21 protein-coding genes are annotated in these 21,802 nt (G+C 28.3%); 2 read left to right on the forward strand and 19 right to left on the reverse strand.

The window, feature by feature from the left end:
* Positions 1 to 194, reverse strand: a 194-nt coding sequence (locus HMPREF0202_RS10305; RefSeq protein WP_040407244.1) for a DUF4269 domain-containing protein, incomplete at its 3' end; no start/stop codon positions are given.
* A gap of 329 nt (positions 195 to 523) precedes the next feature.
* Here HMPREF0202_RS10305 and HMPREF0202_RS10310 point away from each other — a divergent pair.
* Complete coding sequence (locus HMPREF0202_RS10310) at positions 524 to 892, forward strand: hypothetical protein (RefSeq protein ID WP_040407246.1); 369 nt, start codon at positions 524 to 526, stop codon at positions 890 to 892.
* Between the two features lie 142 nt (positions 893 to 1,034).
* Here the strand turns inward: HMPREF0202_RS10310 and HMPREF0202_RS10315 are convergent, their stop codons facing one another.
* From HMPREF0202_RS10315 to gltS, 3 genes are all read right to left on the reverse strand, one after another.
* Entirely contained in the window at positions 1,035 to 1,466 is a 432-nt protein-coding gene (locus HMPREF0202_RS10315; protein ID WP_023050737.1) for a hypothetical protein, read from the reverse strand.
* Between the two features lie 117 nt (positions 1,467 to 1,583).
* Complete coding sequence (gene murI, locus HMPREF0202_RS10320) at positions 1,584 to 2,381, reverse strand: glutamate racemase (protein WP_023050738.1); 798 nt, start codon at positions 2,379 to 2,381, stop codon at positions 1,584 to 1,586.
* A 26-nt stretch (positions 2,382 to 2,407) separates the two neighbouring features.
* The gene (gene gltS / locus HMPREF0202_RS10325; protein WP_023050739.1) at positions 2,408 to 3,607 is read right to left on the reverse strand and encodes a sodium/glutamate symporter; all 1,200 of its coding nucleotides are present in this window, start codon (positions 3,605 to 3,607) and stop codon (positions 2,408 to 2,410) included.
* Positions 3,608 to 3,897: 290 nt separating this feature from the next.
* Between gltS and HMPREF0202_RS10330 the strand changes: the two genes are divergently transcribed.
* A complete protein-coding gene (locus tag HMPREF0202_RS10330) occupies positions 3,898 to 4,437 on the forward strand; it encodes an HdeD family acid-resistance protein (RefSeq protein ID WP_023050740.1) in 540 nt (179 codons plus the stop codon).
* A gap of 55 nt (positions 4,438 to 4,492) precedes the next feature.
* On the opposite strand, the gene HMPREF0202_RS10335 is transcribed toward HMPREF0202_RS10330, so the two are convergent.
* The 15 genes from HMPREF0202_RS10335 to HMPREF0202_RS10405 all read right to left on the reverse strand — a co-directional run bounded on the left by HMPREF0202_RS10335 (position 4,493) and on the right by HMPREF0202_RS10405 (position 21,798).
* The gene (locus HMPREF0202_RS10335; RefSeq protein ID WP_023050741.1) at positions 4,493 to 5,392 is read right to left on the reverse strand and encodes a S66 peptidase family protein; all 900 of its coding nucleotides are present in this window, start codon (positions 5,390 to 5,392) and stop codon (positions 4,493 to 4,495) included.
* Positions 5,393 to 5,405: 13 nt separating this feature from the next.
* Positions 5,406 to 5,945 carry a spore maturation protein gene (locus HMPREF0202_RS10340; protein WP_023050742.1) on the reverse strand — a complete coding sequence of 180 codons (540 nt, stop codon included), beginning with the start codon at positions 5,943 to 5,945 and terminating at the stop codon, positions 5,406 to 5,408.
* Positions 5,945 to 6,571 (reverse strand): nucleoside recognition domain-containing protein, encoded by a 627-nt coding sequence (locus HMPREF0202_RS10345; RefSeq protein WP_040407248.1) that lies wholly within the window; start codon positions 6,569 to 6,571, stop codon positions 5,945 to 5,947. Before HMPREF0202_RS10345 ends, HMPREF0202_RS10340 begins: the two co-directional genes overlap by 1 nt.
* 16 nt (positions 6,572 to 6,587) lie before the next feature.
* A complete protein-coding gene (locus tag HMPREF0202_RS10350) occupies positions 6,588 to 8,036 on the reverse strand; it encodes an ABC transporter permease (protein WP_245576461.1) in 1,449 nt (482 codons plus the stop codon).
* A 56-nt stretch (positions 8,037 to 8,092) separates the two neighbouring features.
* Positions 8,093 to 9,055, reverse strand: coding sequence for a thiamine ABC transporter substrate-binding protein (locus tag HMPREF0202_RS10355; protein WP_023050745.1), 963 nt, complete (start codon positions 9,053 to 9,055; stop codon positions 8,093 to 8,095).
* Between the two features lie 26 nt (positions 9,056 to 9,081).
* Positions 9,082 to 12,147, reverse strand: a complete 3,066-nt coding sequence (locus HMPREF0202_RS10360; RefSeq protein ID WP_023050746.1) for a UvrD-helicase domain-containing protein — start codon at positions 12,145 to 12,147, stop codon at positions 9,082 to 9,084.
* Positions 12,148 to 14,676 carry a PD-(D/E)XK nuclease family protein gene (locus HMPREF0202_RS10365; RefSeq protein WP_023050747.1) on the reverse strand — a complete coding sequence of 843 codons (2,529 nt, stop codon included), beginning with the start codon at positions 14,674 to 14,676 and terminating at the stop codon, positions 12,148 to 12,150. It lies immediately after the preceding gene.
* A 9-nt stretch (positions 14,677 to 14,685) separates the two neighbouring features.
* Positions 14,686 to 15,189 (reverse strand): MogA/MoaB family molybdenum cofactor biosynthesis protein, encoded by a 504-nt coding sequence (locus HMPREF0202_RS10370; protein ID WP_023050748.1) that lies wholly within the window; start codon positions 15,187 to 15,189, stop codon positions 14,686 to 14,688.
* Between the two features lie 10 nt (positions 15,190 to 15,199).
* Positions 15,200 to 16,621 carry a cardiolipin synthase gene (cls, locus tag HMPREF0202_RS10375; protein WP_023050749.1) on the reverse strand — a complete coding sequence of 474 codons (1,422 nt, stop codon included), beginning with the start codon at positions 16,619 to 16,621 and terminating at the stop codon, positions 15,200 to 15,202.
* Positions 16,622 to 16,672: 51 nt separating this feature from the next.
* Positions 16,673 to 17,461: a RelA/SpoT domain-containing protein gene (locus tag HMPREF0202_RS10380; protein WP_040407251.1), complete on the reverse strand. Its 789-nt coding sequence runs from the start codon at positions 17,459 to 17,461 to the stop codon at positions 16,673 to 16,675.
* A gap of 16 nt (positions 17,462 to 17,477) precedes the next feature.
* Positions 17,478 to 18,209, reverse strand: a complete 732-nt coding sequence (locus HMPREF0202_RS10385) for a hypothetical protein (RefSeq protein ID WP_040407252.1) — start codon at positions 18,207 to 18,209, stop codon at positions 17,478 to 17,480.
* A gap of 200 nt (positions 18,210 to 18,409) precedes the next feature.
* Positions 18,410 to 19,237, reverse strand: coding sequence for an SIR2 family protein (locus tag HMPREF0202_RS10390; RefSeq protein ID WP_023050752.1), 828 nt, complete (start codon positions 19,235 to 19,237; stop codon positions 18,410 to 18,412).
* Between the two features lie 143 nt (positions 19,238 to 19,380).
* A complete protein-coding gene (gene mnmA, locus HMPREF0202_RS10395; RefSeq protein ID WP_245576462.1) occupies positions 19,381 to 20,436 on the reverse strand; it encodes a tRNA 2-thiouridine(34) synthase MnmA in 1,056 nt (351 codons plus the stop codon).
* A 33-nt stretch (positions 20,437 to 20,469) separates the two neighbouring features.
* Positions 20,470 to 21,081, reverse strand: coding sequence for a LysE family translocator (locus tag HMPREF0202_RS10400; protein ID WP_023050754.1), 612 nt, complete (start codon positions 21,079 to 21,081; stop codon positions 20,470 to 20,472).
* A 99-nt stretch (positions 21,082 to 21,180) separates the two neighbouring features.
* Positions 21,181 to 21,798 carry a deoxynucleoside kinase gene (locus HMPREF0202_RS10405; protein ID WP_023050755.1) on the reverse strand — a complete coding sequence of 206 codons (618 nt, stop codon included), beginning with the start codon at positions 21,796 to 21,798 and terminating at the stop codon, positions 21,181 to 21,183.
* Positions 21,799 to 21,802: the final 4 nt, after the last annotated feature.

A 21,802-nucleotide genomic window follows, 5' to 3' on the forward strand; every position in this document is an offset into this window, starting at 1 on the left:
TTTTCTAAATTAATTTGGCATACTATATCTAAGTCACTTTTTTCTATATCAATTCCAATTGATATTGTTCCAACTAAAATCGGGTTAAACTCTTTTAAAATATTAAAAATATTTATACTTTTTAATATTTTATAACTTTGTACTTGCCTTGAATTTCCATTTTTTAAGTACTCTATACTTTCAAATTTTTTCATATATAACTCCATTTTCGTTTATTTTTTAATTAATAAGTTTTTTTTCAAAACACTATTTTTATTTAATTTTACTATTTAAAAACATATTTGACATTTATATACATTTATAGTACTATATTCTTGAGACCGAATTTGATTGAATAGATCTATATACCCCCAAAAATCTATTTTAATCTTTTTTATTTTTTAACACTCCCCCGTGTTAATAAAAAACTCCTTTTCCCCAAAAGGAGTTTTTTTTTATTCTCCAATAATTTCAAAATAAAAAAGGAAATAAGAATTTTATAAGAATAATATCTTAGAAGTTTAGAACTATGGGAGGTTTATATATGAAAAAATTACTTTTAAGTTTAAGTGTTTTATTATCACTTACAGCTTTTGCCAACTCTAAAGAGGATATGATTGAAATGGGATTGAGAAATAAGTTTCCTGCTTTAACAGATGGTAAAACAACTATCAATGTTCATGAATATGATGTTGATTTAGATCACCATAAAATAGAACTAAAAGTTGAATTAAAAGGTGACGCTTCAAAAGATGAATATGATAAATTAGATAAAGCAAAATTAGAAACACTTGCTGCTGAAATGGCAAAATATACTCAAACTGAATCAGGAAAAACTCTTCCAGTTTATGTTGAGATTGAACTAGATAGAGATATGCTTCCAGATGAAGTTTTATATAAAAATACTTTTTAAGCAAAAATTAAACTAAAAAGGCAACTTTCAATGCTCAATCATTGAAGTTGCCTTTTTTTAAAATCTAATACCCCCGTATTTATCTATATATTACCATATTTTCAAACTAATTTCAAGTAATTTGTTCAATTTTTGTAGTTTTCTATTCAAAATCATCTATTAAAAAATTTTTTTTAATTCTATCTGAGATTTGGTCAAAATAAATAGAGTTATTTATATAACAATCTATAAAATTTTCATCCAAAATATTATAATTCTCTAATCCTTCTAATAAATCTGAACGATTAATAATCAATCTATCTTTAAAAATTTCATTGATATATTTTTTTATATCTTTAGCTGAAAAAATAGATATATATTTATCAAAAAATAGGTGTAAACTATTCTTTGTATAATTTTCATAAATTTCTACTGCATCAGAGTGATTCTTTATATAGTTTATATTATCTACATACTTTTTAAACTCATCGATAGGAATTACAGATCCTGAGATATAAAATATACTGTCTATATAAACTAGATAGGGTTGTATCTTGTATATTGTTTCTAATTTTTTATCTATTAAACTATTCATGTCTCTCCTCCTTCTTTAATCCCGTATCTGTTACTTTATTCTACGAAATAATTTATCTATTTCTTTTTTTTGAATAAAAAAAAGTAACAACATCACATTGTTACTTTTTCCAATTAACTATCCCATCAAAGGCTGATAAATATTTGAAAGTTCTTCACCTAAAAATCTTTCTCCTACTTTCTTAAATCTATCTATATCCCCTGTTACAAAATAGTCTATATTTATTTTTTCTTTCCTACTTTTTTTAAATCCATTTTTTAATGCTAACTTATTTAATTCAAATAGTACATGCATAGCAGTTTCCTCTGCTGGATCCACTATTTTTTTGTCTATTAGCTTTTCAATCTCACCTCTTATTAAAGGATAGTGTGTACAACCTAAAATTAAAGTATCGATATCTTTTGGTAATTGATCCACATATGATTTTAAAAGTTTTGTATTTCTATCGTTATCTTCCCATCCTCTCTCTATCATAGGACAAAGAAGATCACAACCTTTTTGAAATACTTCATATTTTGGATTTAGAGTTTTTATTACCTTTTCATAAATTCCGCTTTTAGCAGTCAATGGTGTTGATAAAACACCAATTTTTTTATTTTTGCTTTGCTTTATAGCCATAGCTGCACCAGGTTGTACCACTCCAATTATTGGAATACTTGTAAATCGCTCTCTTAGAGTATCTAAAGCTGCTGCTGTTGCTGTATTACAAGCTATAACTATTATGTCTACTTGATTATCTATTAAAAACTCTCCTATATTTAAACAAAGTTCTTGAATCTCTTTTATACTTTTACTTCCATAAGGGGAGTTCATACTATCTCCATAATAGATTACATCTGCAAAGTCTATTTTTTCTTTTATTTTTTTCAACACGCTTAATCCGCCAACTCCAGAATCAAAAACACCGATTTTCACTTTGCTCCTCCCTTTTTAATTATATTTTACTTCCCAAAAATATTCATAAATACTGTGATTAAAGAAGCATTAGTAAAGTCAATAAATAAAGCTCCTACTAAAGGTAGTACAAAGAATGCTGTTGGTGATGGTCCATTTGCTGCTGTAAATGATTCCATATTTGCCATTGCATTTGGTGTTGCACCCATTCCAAATCCACAGTGTCCTGATGCCATTACAGCTGCGTCGTAATCTTTACCCATAATTCTAAATGTTACAAAGTATGCGTATAGTGCCATTACTACTGTTTGAACTAATAGTATAACTACTAATGGAATTGCCAATGCTGCTAATTCCCATAACTTCATAGACATTAAAGCCATTGCTAAGAATAGTTGTAAAGATATATTTCCAACTACATTTATTGTATGAAGTGGTAACTCTGTATCTTTGTTATCTATAACGTTTCTTATAATAGCAGCCACTAACATTGGTCCGATATATGCTGGTAAAACTACTCCTACTTTTTTAGATAAAGGTATTAATAATCCTCCAATTCCCATTGAAATAACAATATAAACAATTGCATGGAAAAGATTTTCCTCTGTAATTTTTTCTTTTACAACCTCTTTTGAATCCTCTTCTGGAATCAAAAACTCCTCTTCTTTATGTCCAACTAATCCATAACGTTGCATTAATCTTTTTGCAACTGGCCCACCTATCATACATCCAGCAACTAGTCCAAATGTAGCTGAAGCTATTGCAACTGACATCGCTCCTGTTGCTCCTGCTGCTTCAAGAACTGGTCCAAATGCTCCAGAAGTTCCATGTCCTCCAGTTAGTGGTACTGATCCTGCTGCTATTCCTAACAATGGATTTAAACCAAAAAACTTAGCTAATGTAACTCCAACAAGGTTTTGGATTATTACTAAAACACTTGCTACACACAAAAATACAAATACCTGAATACCACCTTTTTTTAACAGCTTTAAACTTGCTAAGAAACCTATTGTTGTAAAGAATGCTATCATTAAAAGATCTTTTAATGCTCCATCAAATGAGAATGTAAATGTTTGTGAAAGTCTACCAATCAATGTAAATACTGAAAATATTACTCCACCAATTACTGGTGCTGGTATAAAGAACTTTTCAAAAAAATTAACTTTTTTCTTAACCCATCTTCCAAGCAATAATAAAATAACTGCTATTGCTAAAGTTTCTGCCATGTTAAATTGATATTCAAACATAAAATCCCTCCTACTATATTTTTGTACTTCATCTTGGCACAAGTATACTTCGCAAAAAGTACAATTTCAAATATATAAATAATATATAATCTATTCTTTAAATATATACATGTTTTATATTATGCCTCTATTTGAGCATTTTAGTCACTTTTTACCCAAATTTTGAAAAATATTTTTTCTAAATAAACACAAATTGAAATTAACTTTTACATAAAAAATTTTTTTAAAGGAGATTTCCTATTTTAACAGAATAATAAAATATAAAATATTATTTTTAAGGAGGGATTTCAATGCAAGAGTTTAACAAAAAAGTTTTTACTTATCTTTTAGTAACAGGAATTCTATTTAGTTTAGTTGGAATTTTTGGAATTTTTAGCCCTACTATATTCTCTGTATATTTAGTTGATATACTAGCAGCATTTTTCTTAGTTAGTGGTGTTAAAAACTTTACTAAAGGATTTCAATTTAGAAAGGTACCTAATTTCCACTGGGGGCTTTACATCTTTATAGGTGTTTTAGAGGTGGTAATCTCTTTATCACTATTTAGTACTCCATTTGCTAGTCAAATATATATGATTATATATGCTGGAATTTTTATGATTTTCAAAGGTATATTTATTGTTTTAAATATTCTTTTCAATAGAAAAATATTCCCAAGCTTAGTTGACTTTAGTTTAGGTTCTGGTATTATTGATTTACTATTTGGTGTGCTTTTAGTTGCATTACCATTCTTCTCTCAACAGTTTATATTCTTATGTATCGCTTGGTACATACTGTTTAGTGGAGCAAACTTAATCTTATCAGCATTTTACTTTAAAAGATCACAATAATAATTTTTCAACCAAATATAACAAAGAGGGTAGAACTAAGTTCTACCCTCTTTACTTATTTTATAACTATTATCTCTTCTTTCTCTCCATCTATCTCTAAAATTTCACCAAATTCTAGTGTTAACATTGGAGTGCAATGTCCCGATTTTAAATTATAACAAACTGGCTTTTTTAAATCTTTAAAATGACTATAAAAAACATCTTGTAAAGACATATCATCCTCACTTGATTTGTCGCATTTTTTAAAATCTCCTAGCACTATACCAGAAACTTTATCAAAAATTCCTAGATTTTTTAACTGCCACAACATTCTATCTACCTTATATGTTGATTCTCCAATATCCTCTAAAAATAGGATTTTATTGTCATACTCTAAATCAAACTCTGTTCCTAAATTTGATACTAAGACTGCTAAGTTTCCTCCAACTAGCTGTCCTCTTCCTTTTAAAGTATTATAAAAATATATTTTTTCATAAAAGTTTTTTATTGTGTAACTTTCATTACTAGTCATAACTTTTATAAAATCATCTAAAGTATCTAAACTATAGTCTTCTGAAAAATTACTTACAGCCATAGGCCCATGAAAAGTTTTTAAATTACATTTTTTAAAAAATGCCATATGTAAAGATGTCACATCACTGTAACCTATAAAAGGTTTTGGATTATTTTTAATAACCTCATAATCTAAAAGCGAAAGCATTCTAATGCCTCCATATCCACCTCTTACACACATAATTGCATCTACATCTTTATCTTGGAAAAAATTATTAATATCTGTTGCTCTCTCTTCATCTGTTCCAGCAAAAGAGTACCATATATTTTCTACGCTTTTCCCAACTTTAACTTTAAAGCCTAATTTCTCTAAATTTTCAATGGCACTTTTCAATTTATCTTTATTAACACTACTTGCTGGTGCAACTAGTCCAATAGTATCTCCTACTTTTAATCTTTTCATATATTACCACAACCTAACTAAACATTAGATTACAAATCCACACTGCTGCTAAAATTCCAGCTATATCAGCTAAAAGTCCTGCTGCAACTGCATGTCTTGTTTTTCTAATACTAACAGCTCCAAAATAAACTGCTAAAACATAGAAAGTTGTTTCTGTTGATCCCATCATAACTGAAGCCATTCTTCCAATCATAGAATCTGGTCCGTGAGTTATAAAAATATCATTTAAAATTCCTGTTGATCCTCCTCCTGAAAGAGGTCTCATAATAGCCATTGGTAAAACTTCTCCAGGCATTCCTATAAACTCTAAAATTGGATTTAAGTATCTTATTATTACATCAATAGCTCCTGAACTTCTAAAAACTCCAATTGCTACTAGCATAGCAACTAAAAATGGAATGATTCTAATAGCTGTAGAGAACCCTTCTTTTGCTCCTTCACAAAATACCTCATATACTTTTACTTTTTTTACAAAGTACGCATATGAAACTATAAACAGTATAATTAAAGGAATTGCATATAATGATATTCTTTCCATTATAAGTGTAAACATTATTCATCCCCTCCTACAGCATCTGTTTTTACAACTGTCTCTCTCTTAAATGTAGGTAACTTTTGTAAAACTTTACACGATACAACTGCAACTATTGTTGAGATTGCTGTTGCTATTATTGTTGGAGCGATTATCTCTGTTACATTAGCTGAGTTTGCTGCTGCTCTATAAGCTATTACACTTGATGATATTAAAGTAACTGAAGATGTATTTATAGCTAAAAATAGTACCATTGCATTTGATGCTTCCTCTTTGTTGTCATTTAACTCTTGTAACTCTTGCATAGCTTTAATCCCTAATGGAGTAGCTGCATTTCCTAATCCAAAGAAGTTTGCTGCCACGTTAGCTACAATACTTCCAACTGCTGGATGATCCTCTGGAATCTCTGGAAATAATCTTTTCATTATAGGTCTTAATCCTCTTCCCAAAGCTTTAACTAATCCTGCTTCTTCAGCAACTTTCATTAATCCTAACCAAAAGGCCATAATCCCAATAAGCCCTATTGCTATCTCCACTGCTGTTTTTGACGATGATATAACAGAATCTGTTACCGCTTGTACATTCCCTGTAAACATTGAAATGACAATTCCAATTAATATAAGTCCTAACCATATTGCGTTTATCATAGTTATTTCCCTCCCTTTATTCTTTTTCTGTAATTTTATTTGATAAATAAAATAATACAACTACTATTATTATATTTACAGATGACAATGCTGCCCCTTCTAAAAGCTTTTTATCTGAAAAAAGTGAATAGTTTACTAAAGCTATAGTTGGGAAGTCTCTTCCTAACTGCATCGAGTATGAAATTGTAAACTCTCCTAAAATTATTGCAAATATCTGTAAATAAGTACCTAAAAATACATTTTTTAAAATAGGACACTCTATTAATAAAAATGTTTTAAAAGGTGAAAGTGCATCAATTTTTGCTAAATCCAATATATCTTTTGGAAACTCTCTCACATATTGATACATAAAGGAGTAAGCTATTGGAACTGTTACTAAAAAATAACCAATAACTAAAAGTATCCATAATTTTATATCATAAAGTATGTTTATATAGATTAAAGCAATTCCTAGAAAGGCACTTGAAAATCCCATTGTAGAAAATACAATCGCACTTGTTACTTTTGTAAAGTTTTTAAGTAATAAATACGTAAAAACAATTACAAATATAGGTGTTATTGATGCTAAAAGCAAAGAGTTTCTAATCCCTTGTAAAACTGGATAGTATGCGTTGAAATCACTAGAAAAAAGTTTATAAAATCCCTCTAAAGAAAAACTACCAGTATAATAGTTATAAAAACCATAAAATATTCCTATAAGAACAACTGAACACTCTAATAACAGATATATTGTTGTCCAAACTGTCGTTAACGTTGAAACTTTTCTTTCTCTAAAGTCATCTCGTAGCTCATAAGGTGGATATAAATCACCTAAAAGATTTAAAGCTATTAAAAAGAAAAATTGCACAATTCCTAATACAAGAGCTTTTGAAAAATTTGCATCTCTTAAAAGAGTATTTGCAATTTCAACCTCTAAGTTAGAGTATCTAATTCCTCCTAGTGCTAGTACGATTCCAAAAGAAGCAAAGGTATATATAAAAACTAAAAACATTCCTCTAAAAACTTGAGGAAACATCAATGGAAGCTTTATTTTAAAAAATATATTAACTTCATTTAAGCCATCTATTTTAGCCGCTTCAACTATATTTTTAGGTATATTTCGCATTCCCTCGCTTAGATACTTTATCATAATTGGACTATTATAAAATACATTTGCAAGTATTATAGCTTTTAGTGTATATAAAACACTAAAATTTTTAAGGATGGGTAGATTAAATATAAGTGTGAAAGCTACTACTGTTGATATGGTTGGAAAGAAAAACGGAATAAATATAAGTCCCTCTAATATTTTAGTTAGTGTATTTTTTTTATAACTCATATAATAAGCTGGGATAATGGCAATTATTGTTGAAAAAATAACTGACAATACCCCTTGAGTTAAAGAGATTTTAAAAAGTTCGAAGTTTTCATAAAAACTCAAACTTTTAATCTCTTCTAGATGAAAAAAATCCTTTATAAAAAACATTAGAGGGATTACCCATAGAATAAGATATATATAACTATAGGTTTTATTTCTCCTCATTATTTTTTCAATACCTCAATTAGCTGTTTTTTCCAATTTTCCATATTTTTATTTACATATTCTGCATCTAATTTAACTATTTTATCTGTTGTAGGTACATATTTATAATCCTCTGGTAACTTATAGTTTATAACAGGAAACATATAATTTTTCTCAAGAGCAAGCTTTTGAAACTCTGGTTCTAAAACAAAGTTTAAAAACTCCTCAGCTGATTTTTTTATATTTTTCTTGTTAACTAAAGCTGCACCTTCTAAATATATATATCCACCCTCTTCAGGTATATAACTTTTGTATTTATTTTCATTTCCATCTTGATAGAAGTAGATTGAGCTCGAAGCATACCCACTCATAATAGCTCCCTCTCCTACAGAGAATTTAGCAAAAGAATCTGACCATCCTGAAGAAACTGTTAATATACTTGGTTTTAAACTCTCCCAAAACTTTAACCAGTTTTCTCCATAAACTCCAATCGTCCAAAGCATAAATGCCTCTCCTGTAAAACTTCTTGGATCTTGAACTAATAGCTCCTTTGGATATTTTTTTAAATCTTCAAAAGTTTTTAAATCTGAACCTGTTTTTTCATAGTTATAATTTAATGCAAGCATTCCATAATCAATAGGTGTAACTGACCACTCCTTATCAATTATAAACTCCTCTTTTGCAATGTTTCCAGCAGTAGTTGGCTTATAGTTTTTTATAAGCTTCTCTTTCTTAGCTTCTAAATAGTTAATATCTGTTAGACCTACGATTATATCCGCCTTTGGATTTTTCTTTTCTAACTTCATCCTAGGTATAACTCCATCAATTGGAACGTACTTAATAGTTGTCCCTGTTTTTTCCTTAAAAATTATCCCAGCTGAACTTTCAATCCATTTCATTGACTCTGGTCCATAAACTACAATCTCTTCCCCAAATGATACTAAACTCATTAAAAATAATCCTGTTAAAACTGTTTTTTTCATTTCATCCCCTTTAATTATTTTAATTTTTATAGTTTAATTTCTAAAAACTCACCAGACACTTTATAGTTATCTATCTCTCCTAAATTATACAGATGATTTTCTACAATTTCAATATACTCATCTAACTGAGCTTGATTTATTCCTCCAGTTTTATAATCTATTACAAGAATCTTTCCATCACTTGTTGGTGTAGGTTTTTTTATCATAATTCTATCTATTCTTTTTAACTTTCCTTCATCATATATCTCATACTCTGGATATATATAATCCCACTCTTCTGAGAAAATAATTGGATTGTCATTAAAGAAATTTTTAAACTCTGGTCCTTCAAGAATATTTTTTAGTCTCTCTTCACCTATTATAGATGCATATTTTGAATAAGTTCTATTTTTTGCTTCTATGTGTTCATCTAAACTATTATTTATTATAAACTCTAAATAATAGTGAATGGCATTACCCACTCTTCTCTTTTCCTCTGTTACTATATCAACTAAAAGCATTCTATTTGGTTGTTCACACTCTTCTACACTCTTTTCAATAAAATCTATAGAATCTAATAGCTCTACATTCTTTACTCTTTGTACACTTTCATTTTTTTCAGTCCTACTAATTTTACCACACTTTACGTTAAATAGTCCATCTATTGAACTCTTTAAATATTTATTTTCACTTCCTCCCATAACTAAGAATAGATTTTTCTTAGCTCTTGTAAGAGCAACATAGATATTGTTTATCTCCTCTTGGTCTTTTTTTATCTCTAACTCCCTTAAAAAGTTATAGCTATCTCCTAGATAATCTAATATCTTTTCATATTTTTTATCTACAAATATAAAATTCTCTATCTCATTAAAAGGTGATTTAAAATCTATATGAAACTGTATTCCACTTTCTAAACCTCTTTTTTGTCCCTGATGGAAATAGTAAACTGTTTCAAACTCTAATCCTTTAGATTTATGGATACTCAAAAGAGTTATTGCTTTTTCCTCCTCTAAAGATACCTGCTTAAACTTAGGATTATCCTTTTCATTTATGAGTGAGTTATAAAAATCAAATATATTTCCATGCTCTTTAGACATCTCTAAAAATTGGAATATATTTTTTAAATCTGATTTTCCAGAAAACATTTGAGAGATATTAAATGCCTCTATTACATCTAAAACAAAGTTTTTATTCTCTAATCCCTTTTTAGCTATTTTCTCTATTCTATTTAAAACATCTAAAAGACTACTTGAGATATCTTCTGGCATCTCTTCTAATTTTTCTATAACCTCTTTATTTTTTAGAATAGTTTTTAATTCACCATTTCCTATTTTTACAACATCACTTCTTAAAAATTCAAGCAACGAAAAGACATCTCTATTTACAACAAATTTTAAGATTTTAAAAATCGGATTAACTGCTCTATGATATATAATAGAATCATTAGAATCTATTACAAAAGGTATTTTTCTATCACTTAAAGCAACAGCTATCTCATTTAACTGTTTATTACTTCTTGCAATTATACCTATTCCACCATAGTTTCCATCAAAATTAGTTTCAATAGAATCTACCATAGTTTCTATCATATTTTCCTCTTCTAATACTTCATCCTCATCCTCTAAAGGTTCTTTTTTTGTTAAAACCTCAAAGTATCCAAGTTCATCACTTTTTCCATCTACTGGAGTAAACTCCCACTTATAGCTGTGATCTTCTAAAGCTGCAACCTCTTCATATGTTTCAGCTACTCCATTAAATACACCATTTGTAAAATCTACTATATTTTTACAACTTCTATAGGAAACACTCATAGTCTCCTCTTCTACTCCTATTATACTTGGAAGGTTTTCAAAAAGAGCTTTCTCTCCCCCTCTCCAACCATATATACTTTGCTTTTCATCTCCAACACATATTAAATTTTCACAACTATTTATAAGTCCTTTTAAAATTCTCCATTGAAGAACACTTGTATCTTGAAACTCATCTATAAATACTGTTTTAAATTCACTATCAAATATATCTTTAAAGTAATCTGTTATATACCCATCCTTTATAAGATTTATCTCTTCCCTATCTATATATTGGAACATGTAACTGCTTATATCTAGATGAGTAAATCTTTTTTCATTAAATTTTATATTATCATATATTGAGTATAGATTTTCAATAAAGTATAGTATCTCCCTTTCAAAAGATAGAACCTCTCTATTGAAAACCTCTTTAGATATCTCCTCTTTTAGTTGATCAAAAGCTCTTTGTAAAATCTCAATCTCACAATCTAAATCAATTTTACTTGTTGTTTTTACTCTACGCCCATCCCAACATTTATCACTTTTAATAATTTCATTCCAATTTTCAACTGCATGCTCTCTATGAGTTGAGCTATCTTTTTCTAAAACCCATTTTATAACTTTACTCATGTAATCAGATAGATCTTTACCATCTTTCTTTTTCTCTTTTATAGCTAAAAAAGCATCAGTTAAGTGCTTAATCAACTTTTCTATAGATATATCTGAATCACACTCATCTTTATTTTTTAACTTTTGAGATTGTTCAATTAAAATTAGTTTCCATCTATTATCAATTAGATTTTTTAGTATATCCAAATACTTTTCTATACTACGCTCTGTTCTATTTTGTAGAAAAATTTTAAATCTATCAAACTCATTTTTGTCCTCTACAATTTTTTCAAAACATTTTAATAGAATCTCAATATTTTCAGTATCATCTATAATCTCATATGAAAATATATTTAAATATGGAGCTATAACATTTTTAAATATATTATTTATAAACCCATCAATTGTTGAAATTTTTAATCTATCCTTATTATCTAATACCTCATAATAAACTTTTCTAACATTTTCAAAAGAAAGATCAATCTCTGGATATAAGTTTTTTAAATTTTCATATAGAGATGATTCTTTATCTCTATACATCTCCTCTAAAAATAGGATAACCCTCTCTTGAATTTCTGATGTAGCTTTTTTAGTAAAAGTCATTACTAAAACATTCTTATAATTTTCACCTTTTAAAAGAGTAGCTAAATACTCTAAAGATAGTCTATATGTTTTTCCTGTTCCAGCACTAGCTTTTAAAACTATCCCTTTCATTTAAAACTCCCTCCTACAGATATTCCCATACTCACAGTATAAACATCCACTTTTCTTCTCACTTAAAAAGTAGTTCTCTCCTTTAAAAAATTCTATTAGTCTCTCTTTTAAAAGCTCTCTTGTAAGTTTAGGTTTTTCTTGATTCTCTATACTTCCTTCAAAGGCGTTGTATATAGATTTTTGAGCAGCATTTTCATCACCATATAGCATAATTGTATAAAAATCCAACTGGTTATCAATTTTACTTCCTGTTTTAAAATCTATAATATGATTATTTGTTGTTGTTTCAATTACAAGGTCAACTCTACCACCTAAAGTAACCTCTACATCGCCTTTTAAAAATGGTTCTTTTCTACTGTTTTTCTCACTCTCTATACGTTTAACTTTCTTTTCTATATATAGATTTTCTATCTCTTTATAAAACTTTACTATATTTTTTGTAAAACGTGGAATTAATATCTGAGTAAAATAGTTATCTAGATATACTGGAACTCTTTTTCTATTGGCATAAAAACTCTTATATAATAGTTCCTCTACCTCTTCATTTGTCACTGAATAGTCTGAAACATTCAAAATCTTTTTCCACATCTTATCTGTTAACTTTTCAAAAACCTCATGGACATAAGTTCCTAAAAATTTAAGTGATAAACCTAAAGAATCCTCTTTTTCAAAAGAACTAAGTCCACAAACTTTATCTAAATAGAATCTATACTCACATCTAGTTAAAGTATCATAATCATATGGACCTATACTTAACTCTCTGTTTTTAAAGTCATCCCTATTTTTCATTAAATCTTTTTGAATAAACTCGCCAATCTCATTTGATTTAAATGTTATTAGTCTCTCTAGTATATCCTCACTATAAACAGTTTTTTCAAGTTTGCTTATACCATATCTATTTAAAACTTCAGAAAGTATTGGTGATACTCCCTCTCCACTATTTTCATTTTTTATATAGATAACTGTATTGTATCTATTTTTTAAAAGCCCTTGATAAAATCTGTACTTTTCCTCTTTTCTTTCCTTTTCGTAATAAGTAAATCCATTCTCTTTTTTCTGTTTCTCTGTTAAATAAAGAGAATCTCTTTTTACTCTAGGAAGATATCTTGTACTTATATTTATAAAAATTGACTCTCTCGATGGAGTAACCTTACAATTTTCCATTGGTTTTATTAGATATTTTCCCTCACTATCATCATTTCTTATAATCTCAACATCATTAAAATATTGAAGTAAGAATTTTAAAATATCTCCACCATTTCTAAAGCAACTTTTAATCTCTCTTTCCTCAAGCATTATCTCAGTTGTTTTAGCATATCCCATATACTCTTGAAGTTTGTCATAAAAATCTACATATATTTTTTCTCTAAACATATCTAATGATAAAAGCTCATTAAAGTATGTAATAAATTTATCTATACTTTCAACTTTTGATACTTTTACAATATCTTCATAGATTTCAGAAATTTTTTCATTACTCTCTGTTCCAATATACTTATAATCCCAATCTATTTGATTATAGATATACTCCATATCCTCTTTTGTTATTCCATAATACTCTTGCATCTCTAAGTTTTTAATTCCCTCTAAAAATTTTTTAATAGGAATCAAGTTATCCATTCTAGGTTCCATTGCTCCTATAAGTTCACTTTGAGCATTTAAAAATTTAAAAAACTTAGTGTCATTTAAAGTATAAAAACTCCCTCTCATAAAGTTATTTGGAAAAACTTTAGAATATTCATTTGTATCAGCTTCTGGAGAAAAGATATTCGTCATGTGATTTTTCATTTTCATAATATCTAACAGATTTCCTATAAGTTCTAACTCATCTTGAACCTCTAATAGTGATATCTCTACTTTTTGTGTTCTGGGCAAATATACCTCTTTTAACTCAAGAGTTTCCTCATCAAAAACTCCAGGTTCTCCTTGAACTCTAATTACAACATCTATAAACTCCTCTAGCTTAGATATTACATACTTATCTAGAGGTGAAAAGTTTACTATATCTACAAATACTATTTTTTTATATTTTTTAAAGATTGTTAAGTCTAGATATTTTATATCTTCAACCCAATCTTTTGGTATATAATTTCTTTCAGTCAAATATACCTCATACTTTTCTTTAAATCTATGGAATATTTCAAAATATTTTTTTTGCCACTCCTCTAGCTCTATATCCTTTGCACATAAACTTCTATTTAATTCAGTATAATATTTAAAAAACTTATCTGAAAACTCAATAGATTCAAAATAGTTATTTATATTTATCTCTGCAAACTCTTTTTTCATATAGTTATATAAACTTACAAATCTTTTTGCTTCACTTAAAATTATCTTATCAGTGCTAAAGGCTACTCCTTTAAACTCATCTATTGTTAAATAAAGTGGATCTGGTTCAAAGATATTTCTTTTACTCTCTTTTCTCTGACTATTTTTTAATGGATAATCAGAAAACACATATACAACAGAGGGATCTTTTTTCAATCCCTGAATTAAAGACCCCCCGTAGCTTATATACTCAAACTTCATTGTTCCCTCCTATTTTTTAATAGGTGTTGCACACTCTACAGCTGCACCCTTTAGTATCTCAACTCCATGAACTAATGCATCTATTACAAAGTTTAGATTCTCTGTTGCTCCTTTTGGACTTCCTGGAAGATTTAAAATTATACTTCCCTTTCTTATTCCACATCTTGCTCTGCTTAACATCGCCTTTGGTGTTATCTCAAATGATTTAGCTCTCATGTATTCAGCTACTCCTGGAGCTTCCCTTTCTATTACAGCAAGTGTTGCTTCAGGTGTAACATCTCTTTTTGAAAATCCTGTTCCTCCATTTGTTACGATTAAATCAGCTATATCTTCATCAGCTAATTTTATTAACTCTTCACAAATCTCTTCATAAGTATCTGGAAGCATATTATAATAAACAGTTTCATAACTTAAATGCTTTTCAAAAATCTCTTTTAATTTTTGTCCTGTTACGTCTACTCTCTCTCCTCTTGAACCCTTATCACTTAGTGTTACTATAGCTACTCTTATCATAACTTCCTCCTTATAGTATTGGTGCTAACAATTTAGAAATAGATTCTAGCACCCTATCTTTTTTTCCTCTATTTTTATACTCCTCTAATGTTACTCTTTTAGAATCTAAAATATCTTTATCTATTCTTTTTTCTAATTCAGTAATGTTATTTCCCAAAATCAGAAGACTTATTTCAAAATTTTGATACATACTTCTATAATCAAAGTTTGCAGTTCCTAAAAATGCAATCTCTCCATCTATAATAACTAATTTACTATGAATAAATCCATATTTATATTTGTATATCTCAGCTCCAAGTTCAAGTAACTCTCCATAAAAGTATTGATTAGCCCAGTAAACAAAAGCGTGATCTCCAACACTAGGTATCACTATTTTAACTTTTACTCCTGAAACTAAAGCTGCCTTTAAAGCATCTAAAATAGGTTCATCTGGAATAAAATATGGTGTTTCTATATGTATACTTTTTTCAGCTTTTACTATTAAACTTAAAAATGTATCTTTTATAGTATGAAACTCATAGTTTGGTCCTGAACTTACAACTTGAATTGGAGTTAAACTATGGTCATCTTTATCAATAGCAATATTTTGAAATATATCTGTTGTGTCCTTTTTTAAGAATTTCCAACTTCTTTCAAACTCATGCAAATAGTCTATTATAGCTTCACCTTTTAAAGAGAATCCTATATCTTGCCAATTTCCTAAACGACCCTTACCAATATAGTCTTTTCCTATATTCAATCCACCTGAAAAACATATTTTGTTATCTATAAGAGCTATTTTTCTATGATCTCTATAGTTAGCTCTTAAATTTCCAACTTTTACAAATGGAAAGTACGATGGGAAGAATACCTCAAACATTATACCTGCTCTTTTTAACTCTTCAACTCTTTTTCTAGAAACTCCTCTTGTTCCAGCTCCATCTACTATTATTTTTATCTCCACTCCCTCTTTAACCTTTTCTAAAAGTAAATCGTAAATTGGAGACCCTACCTCATCATCATCAAATATATAATACTCCATATATATAGATTTTTTTGCATTTTTTATAGATAGTGTTAGATTTTCAAAGTAATACTTAGCTTCTGGATAAAATGTAAAACTGTTATTATGAGTCATTTTTCCTAAAAGGACTCCATCTAAATATCTACTTAATCCTATCCATTTTTTAATACTAACCATAGATTTTTTATTTAAATTTTTTAGATAATCATGACTATTTTTTAAATAATATTTTGCTAAAGCTCTACGTTTTTTAAAGCTAATACCAAAAAATAGATACATTATAAATCCAAAATAGGATGTTAATAACAATATTGTTATCCAAAATAGTGTGAATACTGGTCTTCTTCTTTCAAAGAATATAACGATACATGCAAATATAATATTAACAAATACTAAGTAGTCCTTTAATGCTATGAATATCTCTTTCATCTAGTCACCTCTAACTTTTTTAGAAAAAAGGAAGAGTCGAAACTCTTCCTTTTATTTGAATTTTAAATCCAACTCTCTGAAATTATCTTCTAAACCTTTTCCATTAGAAAACTCTTTTTTTATTTTTTTTATAAACATACCCATCTCATCTGCACTTCCAACTATTCTATTAAAAATACCTAAGTATTCAGTTATAATTGGATTATCAACATCATATGGATATCTCATTAAGTGATCTATCTCACTCCAAGCTTCTTCAAAAACTGTTCTCACTTGAATCTCTACAAGTACCTCATCTTGCTTTGTAACTGGCACGCCAATTAGATAATGGATTGACCTGTAACCATGGTCTCTCACAATTATCTCACAATCTAAGTCTTGAATAGTATTTTTTAGATCTTGGATATTATAATCCCCTCGTCTGATGTTTATCTGAGGAGTTTCTTTTGTATCCCATAACTTTGTTATTTCACAATGAATTCCACGCCAATCATCTTTAAATAGATGTAGCACACGAATTCCTATGAGGTCAGTTATAATCTCTTTGTAGTTTTCTACACTTATTCCACGATCTGCATATTTGCGACCTTTTCTTATTATTTTTTCAACAAGATGTGTTGCTCTTTTTACTCTTCTTCTAACTGAGTGAACCCCTTCACTATCAATTAATTTAGATACTATATGTTCAGCTTCTTTTTCTAAATAAGGAACTAATGTTATATAGTCAGCATAAATTTTCATAAGCTCATCCCAATTAAGACCAGTGGAATTAAAATACTCCTCTGTTATACAGAAAGCTTTAAAAAATTCTTCTCTGTCTATCGTATTATCTAATACCAAATTAAACACCTCTTTATTATTTTCTAGGTATCTTCTCTAATGAAATTTCACAAGTTTTTCTATAAGCTACTGTTTCAGTAGTTTTTATCTCTCTTTTTTCTACTGGAGCTACTGTAACTATTCTCTCTCTAATATTAAAGTCATTTCCTTTAATAATATGAATTCTTTCAACAGATATTTTATCTCCTTCAATTAACTGAACTTTATCTAAGTCACATCTAAAGTTTACCCAACTTTGAAGTGTTGGAGTTTTATCAATAAGATTTAATAAAGCTAAAGAGTATAGTGAGTTCTCCTCTTGCAATAACTTCTCTTTCTTTATCTCTTCTAATCCTAAAATCTCTTTTTCTAATAAATCTAACTTCATAACTTCTATTCTATTTTCAAAAGATACTTTACCAGTTACTAACTTCCCACTGATTTCAATAAGCTGTCCCATAAAAATCTCTTTTAAAAGTTTTATATTAGGCATAAATCTCTTTATGTTGCTATATTGATATATCTTGTAGTAATAGTTATTTACTATTGTATTAAAAGATCCATCATCTTTTAAGTCAATCTCTAAACCTAATTTAAACTCTCTGTTCTTTAGTTCTAAATATTTTTTTCTATTTATTTCAACTATTCTACTATGACAGTCTTTCAAATTTAGTTGACCTATTTTTAATTCGGTAACTCCAAAAGTTTTTATTAGGTTTTGATTTTTCATATCTTTTATCGTAGAAAATTCAATTGGTAACCTATCCAATTTTAAAGAGCTATACCTTATTTCTAAAGCACTCTCTATTATTTTAAAATCTTCATTTTTAACTTCTAATACTTCTGGGTCTCTTGTTTCAATTTCAACCTCTTCAGTAGTTTCTTCAACAACTACCTCTACAGTTTCATTTAAAATCTCCTCTTCAACTACTTCTTCAGATTCAACTATCTCTTCAGAAATATCTGGAGTTACCGAAAGAGCTTTTTTCCAATATATGCCTCTTTTAATTCAGATTCATCTAATTGTGCTGAGCTTAAGTATCCTTTTAACTCTTTAAAAAACTCCTCTTCACTATGTGGTAATAATTTTATTCCTAACTCATTTAATCTTTCAATTGTTTTTGTTTTTAATACATTTGAATTGCTCACAGCATATATAACATCTTTTGGATTTACACCTGTTAATACAACCTCTAACATATCTATAAAATCTGAGTTATTTAAGTCTAATCCTAAAATTAGCGTTGGATAGTTTTCCATATCCTCTTTTATATTTTTGAAAAAGTTTTTGTAAAAATCTAAAACTTTTAGTTTTCTAAAGTCTTGGATAGAAACGAAAATCTTTTCATGTCTATTAACATCTCCAAGAATCTTATAATGCTTAACCTCTCCATTTGATGCTATTGTAAACTCTTCATCTGTAGGTAGTATCTTTACCACTTTGTTGCAGTTTATATCGTCTAAAACTATATCATAATCTGTTGAAAAAACAGCATTAATCTTATTACTTTCAGAGAAAATATTTAATACCTCTGCAGTTTCTCTGTTTGTTTCGTACAAATTTTTGATTTTTTTCAATAATGAACTTCTGCTGCTAACAACTCCATCTAAATAAACTTGGCTAACTTGGAATAAAGAGTTTTCGTCTCTTATGTAGCCCTTTATATTTTCTTTCATATCTTTCATTAACAGTTTTGCTAACTCTCTTCTTGTTGGATATCCAGCGTTTCTCACTAAAAAATCACCTAAAAAAAGATTAATTTTGTCTGTATCATTAAATTTATTGAAAAAACTCATAGTAACACCTCTCTTTCTTTAAAAAATAAACACTTTGGCAATATAAGTATATCTTAATTTTACCTATTTAACAAGTATATTCTTTTAAAAAAATTAAAAAAAAGCCTGTAAATAATAGTTTATTACTTACAGGCTATTAAAATCTATTTAATTATAAAAGAACTTGCGATAACTTTTCCATCTTCAGTATATAATACTGCTCCTTGTCCTGGAGTAACAGCTCTTACGTTATCCTCTGTAAATAAAATCTCTATTGTGTCTTTATCTACTACTTTTACTTTACATGGATGTAATTTATCTCTAGAACGTGCTTTTACAAAACAATCCATTCCATCTAACTCTTTTACATCCTCTACTAAAAATAGGTTCAGTTGATTTGCAATTAAAGTATTCTTCATAAGATCTTCATTGCTTCCAACAATAACTCTGTTGTTTTTTCTATCTAACTCTATAACATAAAGTGGGTTTGCTGACGCTATTCCCAATCCTTTTCTTTGTCCTATTGTGTAGAATGCTAATCCATTGTGTTTTCCTAAAACTTTTCCTTTTAGATTAACAATTTGTCCTGGCTTTCCGATTTTTCCACCAGTTTTCTCCATTAAAAACTCTTTTAACTTTCCATCTTCAACAAAACATATCTCTTGAGAGTCTTTTTTAGCGTAAACTCTTACACCTAAATCTTTTGCTAGCTCTCTAACAGCTGGTTTTTCCATTTTTCCAATTGGGAAAATGATATACTTTAAGTTTTCTTTTTTTATTTGTGATAAGAAATAAACTTGATCCTTATTCATGTCATCACCAATAGCTAATGTACCATCAATGATGTTTGCGTAGTGACCAGTTGCTAATGCCTCTGCTCCTAACTCCTTTGCAAACTCAATAAGTTTTCCAAATTTTATTTTTCTGTTACAAACCATACATGGATTTGGAGTTCTTCCTGAGCTATATTCATCTACGAAATAGTCAATAACCTCTTTTCCAAAATCCTCTGTTACATCTAAAAGATAATGATCAATACCTAAATCATCACATATTCTTTTAGCATCCTTATCCTCTTCTCCACAAGTTTTCATAGTTACACCAAAAATTTTGTAACCTTGCTTTTTTAAAAGATAAGCCACTGTAGACGAATCTACTCCTCCACTCATAGCTACTGCTATAACTTTGTTTTCGTTTTCTTTATTAAACTCTAAGTTCATAAATATTACCATCCTTAATAAAATATTCTATTATTATTTGTAGAAGGCAAATATAATAGTTGCAATTCCGAAGATTAGAATTATTAATCCTGAAAGTTTACTTAGTTTTAAAAGAATATCCATAGTTACTTTCTTTTTAAAATGATATATTAAAAAGATTGTTGTAAACCATAGTGATGCTCCTCCAATTCCAATTCCAGTTCCTAATTCTAATACTGTCATCTCTCTAATAGGGCTATCCAATATCCCAAGAAGTGTATAAATTCCTGCTATTACAAGAATTGATGAGATATTAAATATTGCTAGTAAAAAAGTTTCAAAATAGTCTTGCACTAAAGTGTAGTTATCATCTTCGACCTCTTTAACTTTAGGCTTTCCAAAAAACTTTTTACTTCCCACAAAAATTAAAAATACACTTATCAACACTTTTAGCGGAGTTTCGAATTTAATAACATAACTTTCAACTCTACTTATAAATAGAAATGATATAATACCATAAATTATGTCTACAGTTACCATTCCTAGCGCTGATACATACGCTTTTTTTTCTCCTTCGATCATAGCCTTTTCCATACAGTAAATGCCCACTGGTCCAAAGGGAAGTGATAATATTAAACCTGTTATAATCCCTTTCCAAAAAATCATAATTTTTCTCCTCAAAAGTGTATTTCTATAAATGTTTTTTCATTTATAATTCTAGCATAATTCTACTAAAATATAAAGCAATTTCCTTTAATTGGGACTTTACAGGCTTAGTTCTTTTAATTTAGACTTAACTATATCAAAAAATAACTTTCTATCCTCTTCATTATCTCTGATATCCATATTATCTATATTTATTTTTAATACAACTGTTTCATTGTATTCATTAAAAAAGTTAGAGTACTCCTCATTTAAAGATGTCCAATATTCTTTTTCCACTCCAAGTTCGAAATCTCTTCCTCTTTCTTTTATCTTTTTTATAGCATTATCAACAGTTGTTTCTAAATAGATAATTAATAATGGATTAGTTCTTGCTGAGATTAATTTTTCCCAAAAAGATTGATATAACGAAAATTCATCTGCTGTCATAAACCCATTTCTTAAGTGCATTTTAGCAAACAGATAGTCACCATAGATACTTCTATCCATTATACAACCATTGAATTTAGAAGCTTCCTCTATTATCTCTATTCTTTTGTTTAAAAAATACATTTGACTAAGTAAAGAGTATCTCTCTTTATTTGAATAAAATTTATCTAAAAAAGGGTTATCTATATACGGTTCTTGAAAAAACTCTATTGATAACTCTTTAGCTAATAACTCTCCTAAAGTTGTTTTCCCAGCTCCAACAACTCCCTCTATACAGATAACATTTTTCATAATC

It is taken from the genome of Cetobacterium somerae ATCC BAA-474, from assembly GCF_000479045.1.
Lineage (GTDB): Bacteria > Fusobacteriota > Fusobacteriia > Fusobacteriales > Fusobacteriaceae > Cetobacterium_A > Cetobacterium_A somerae.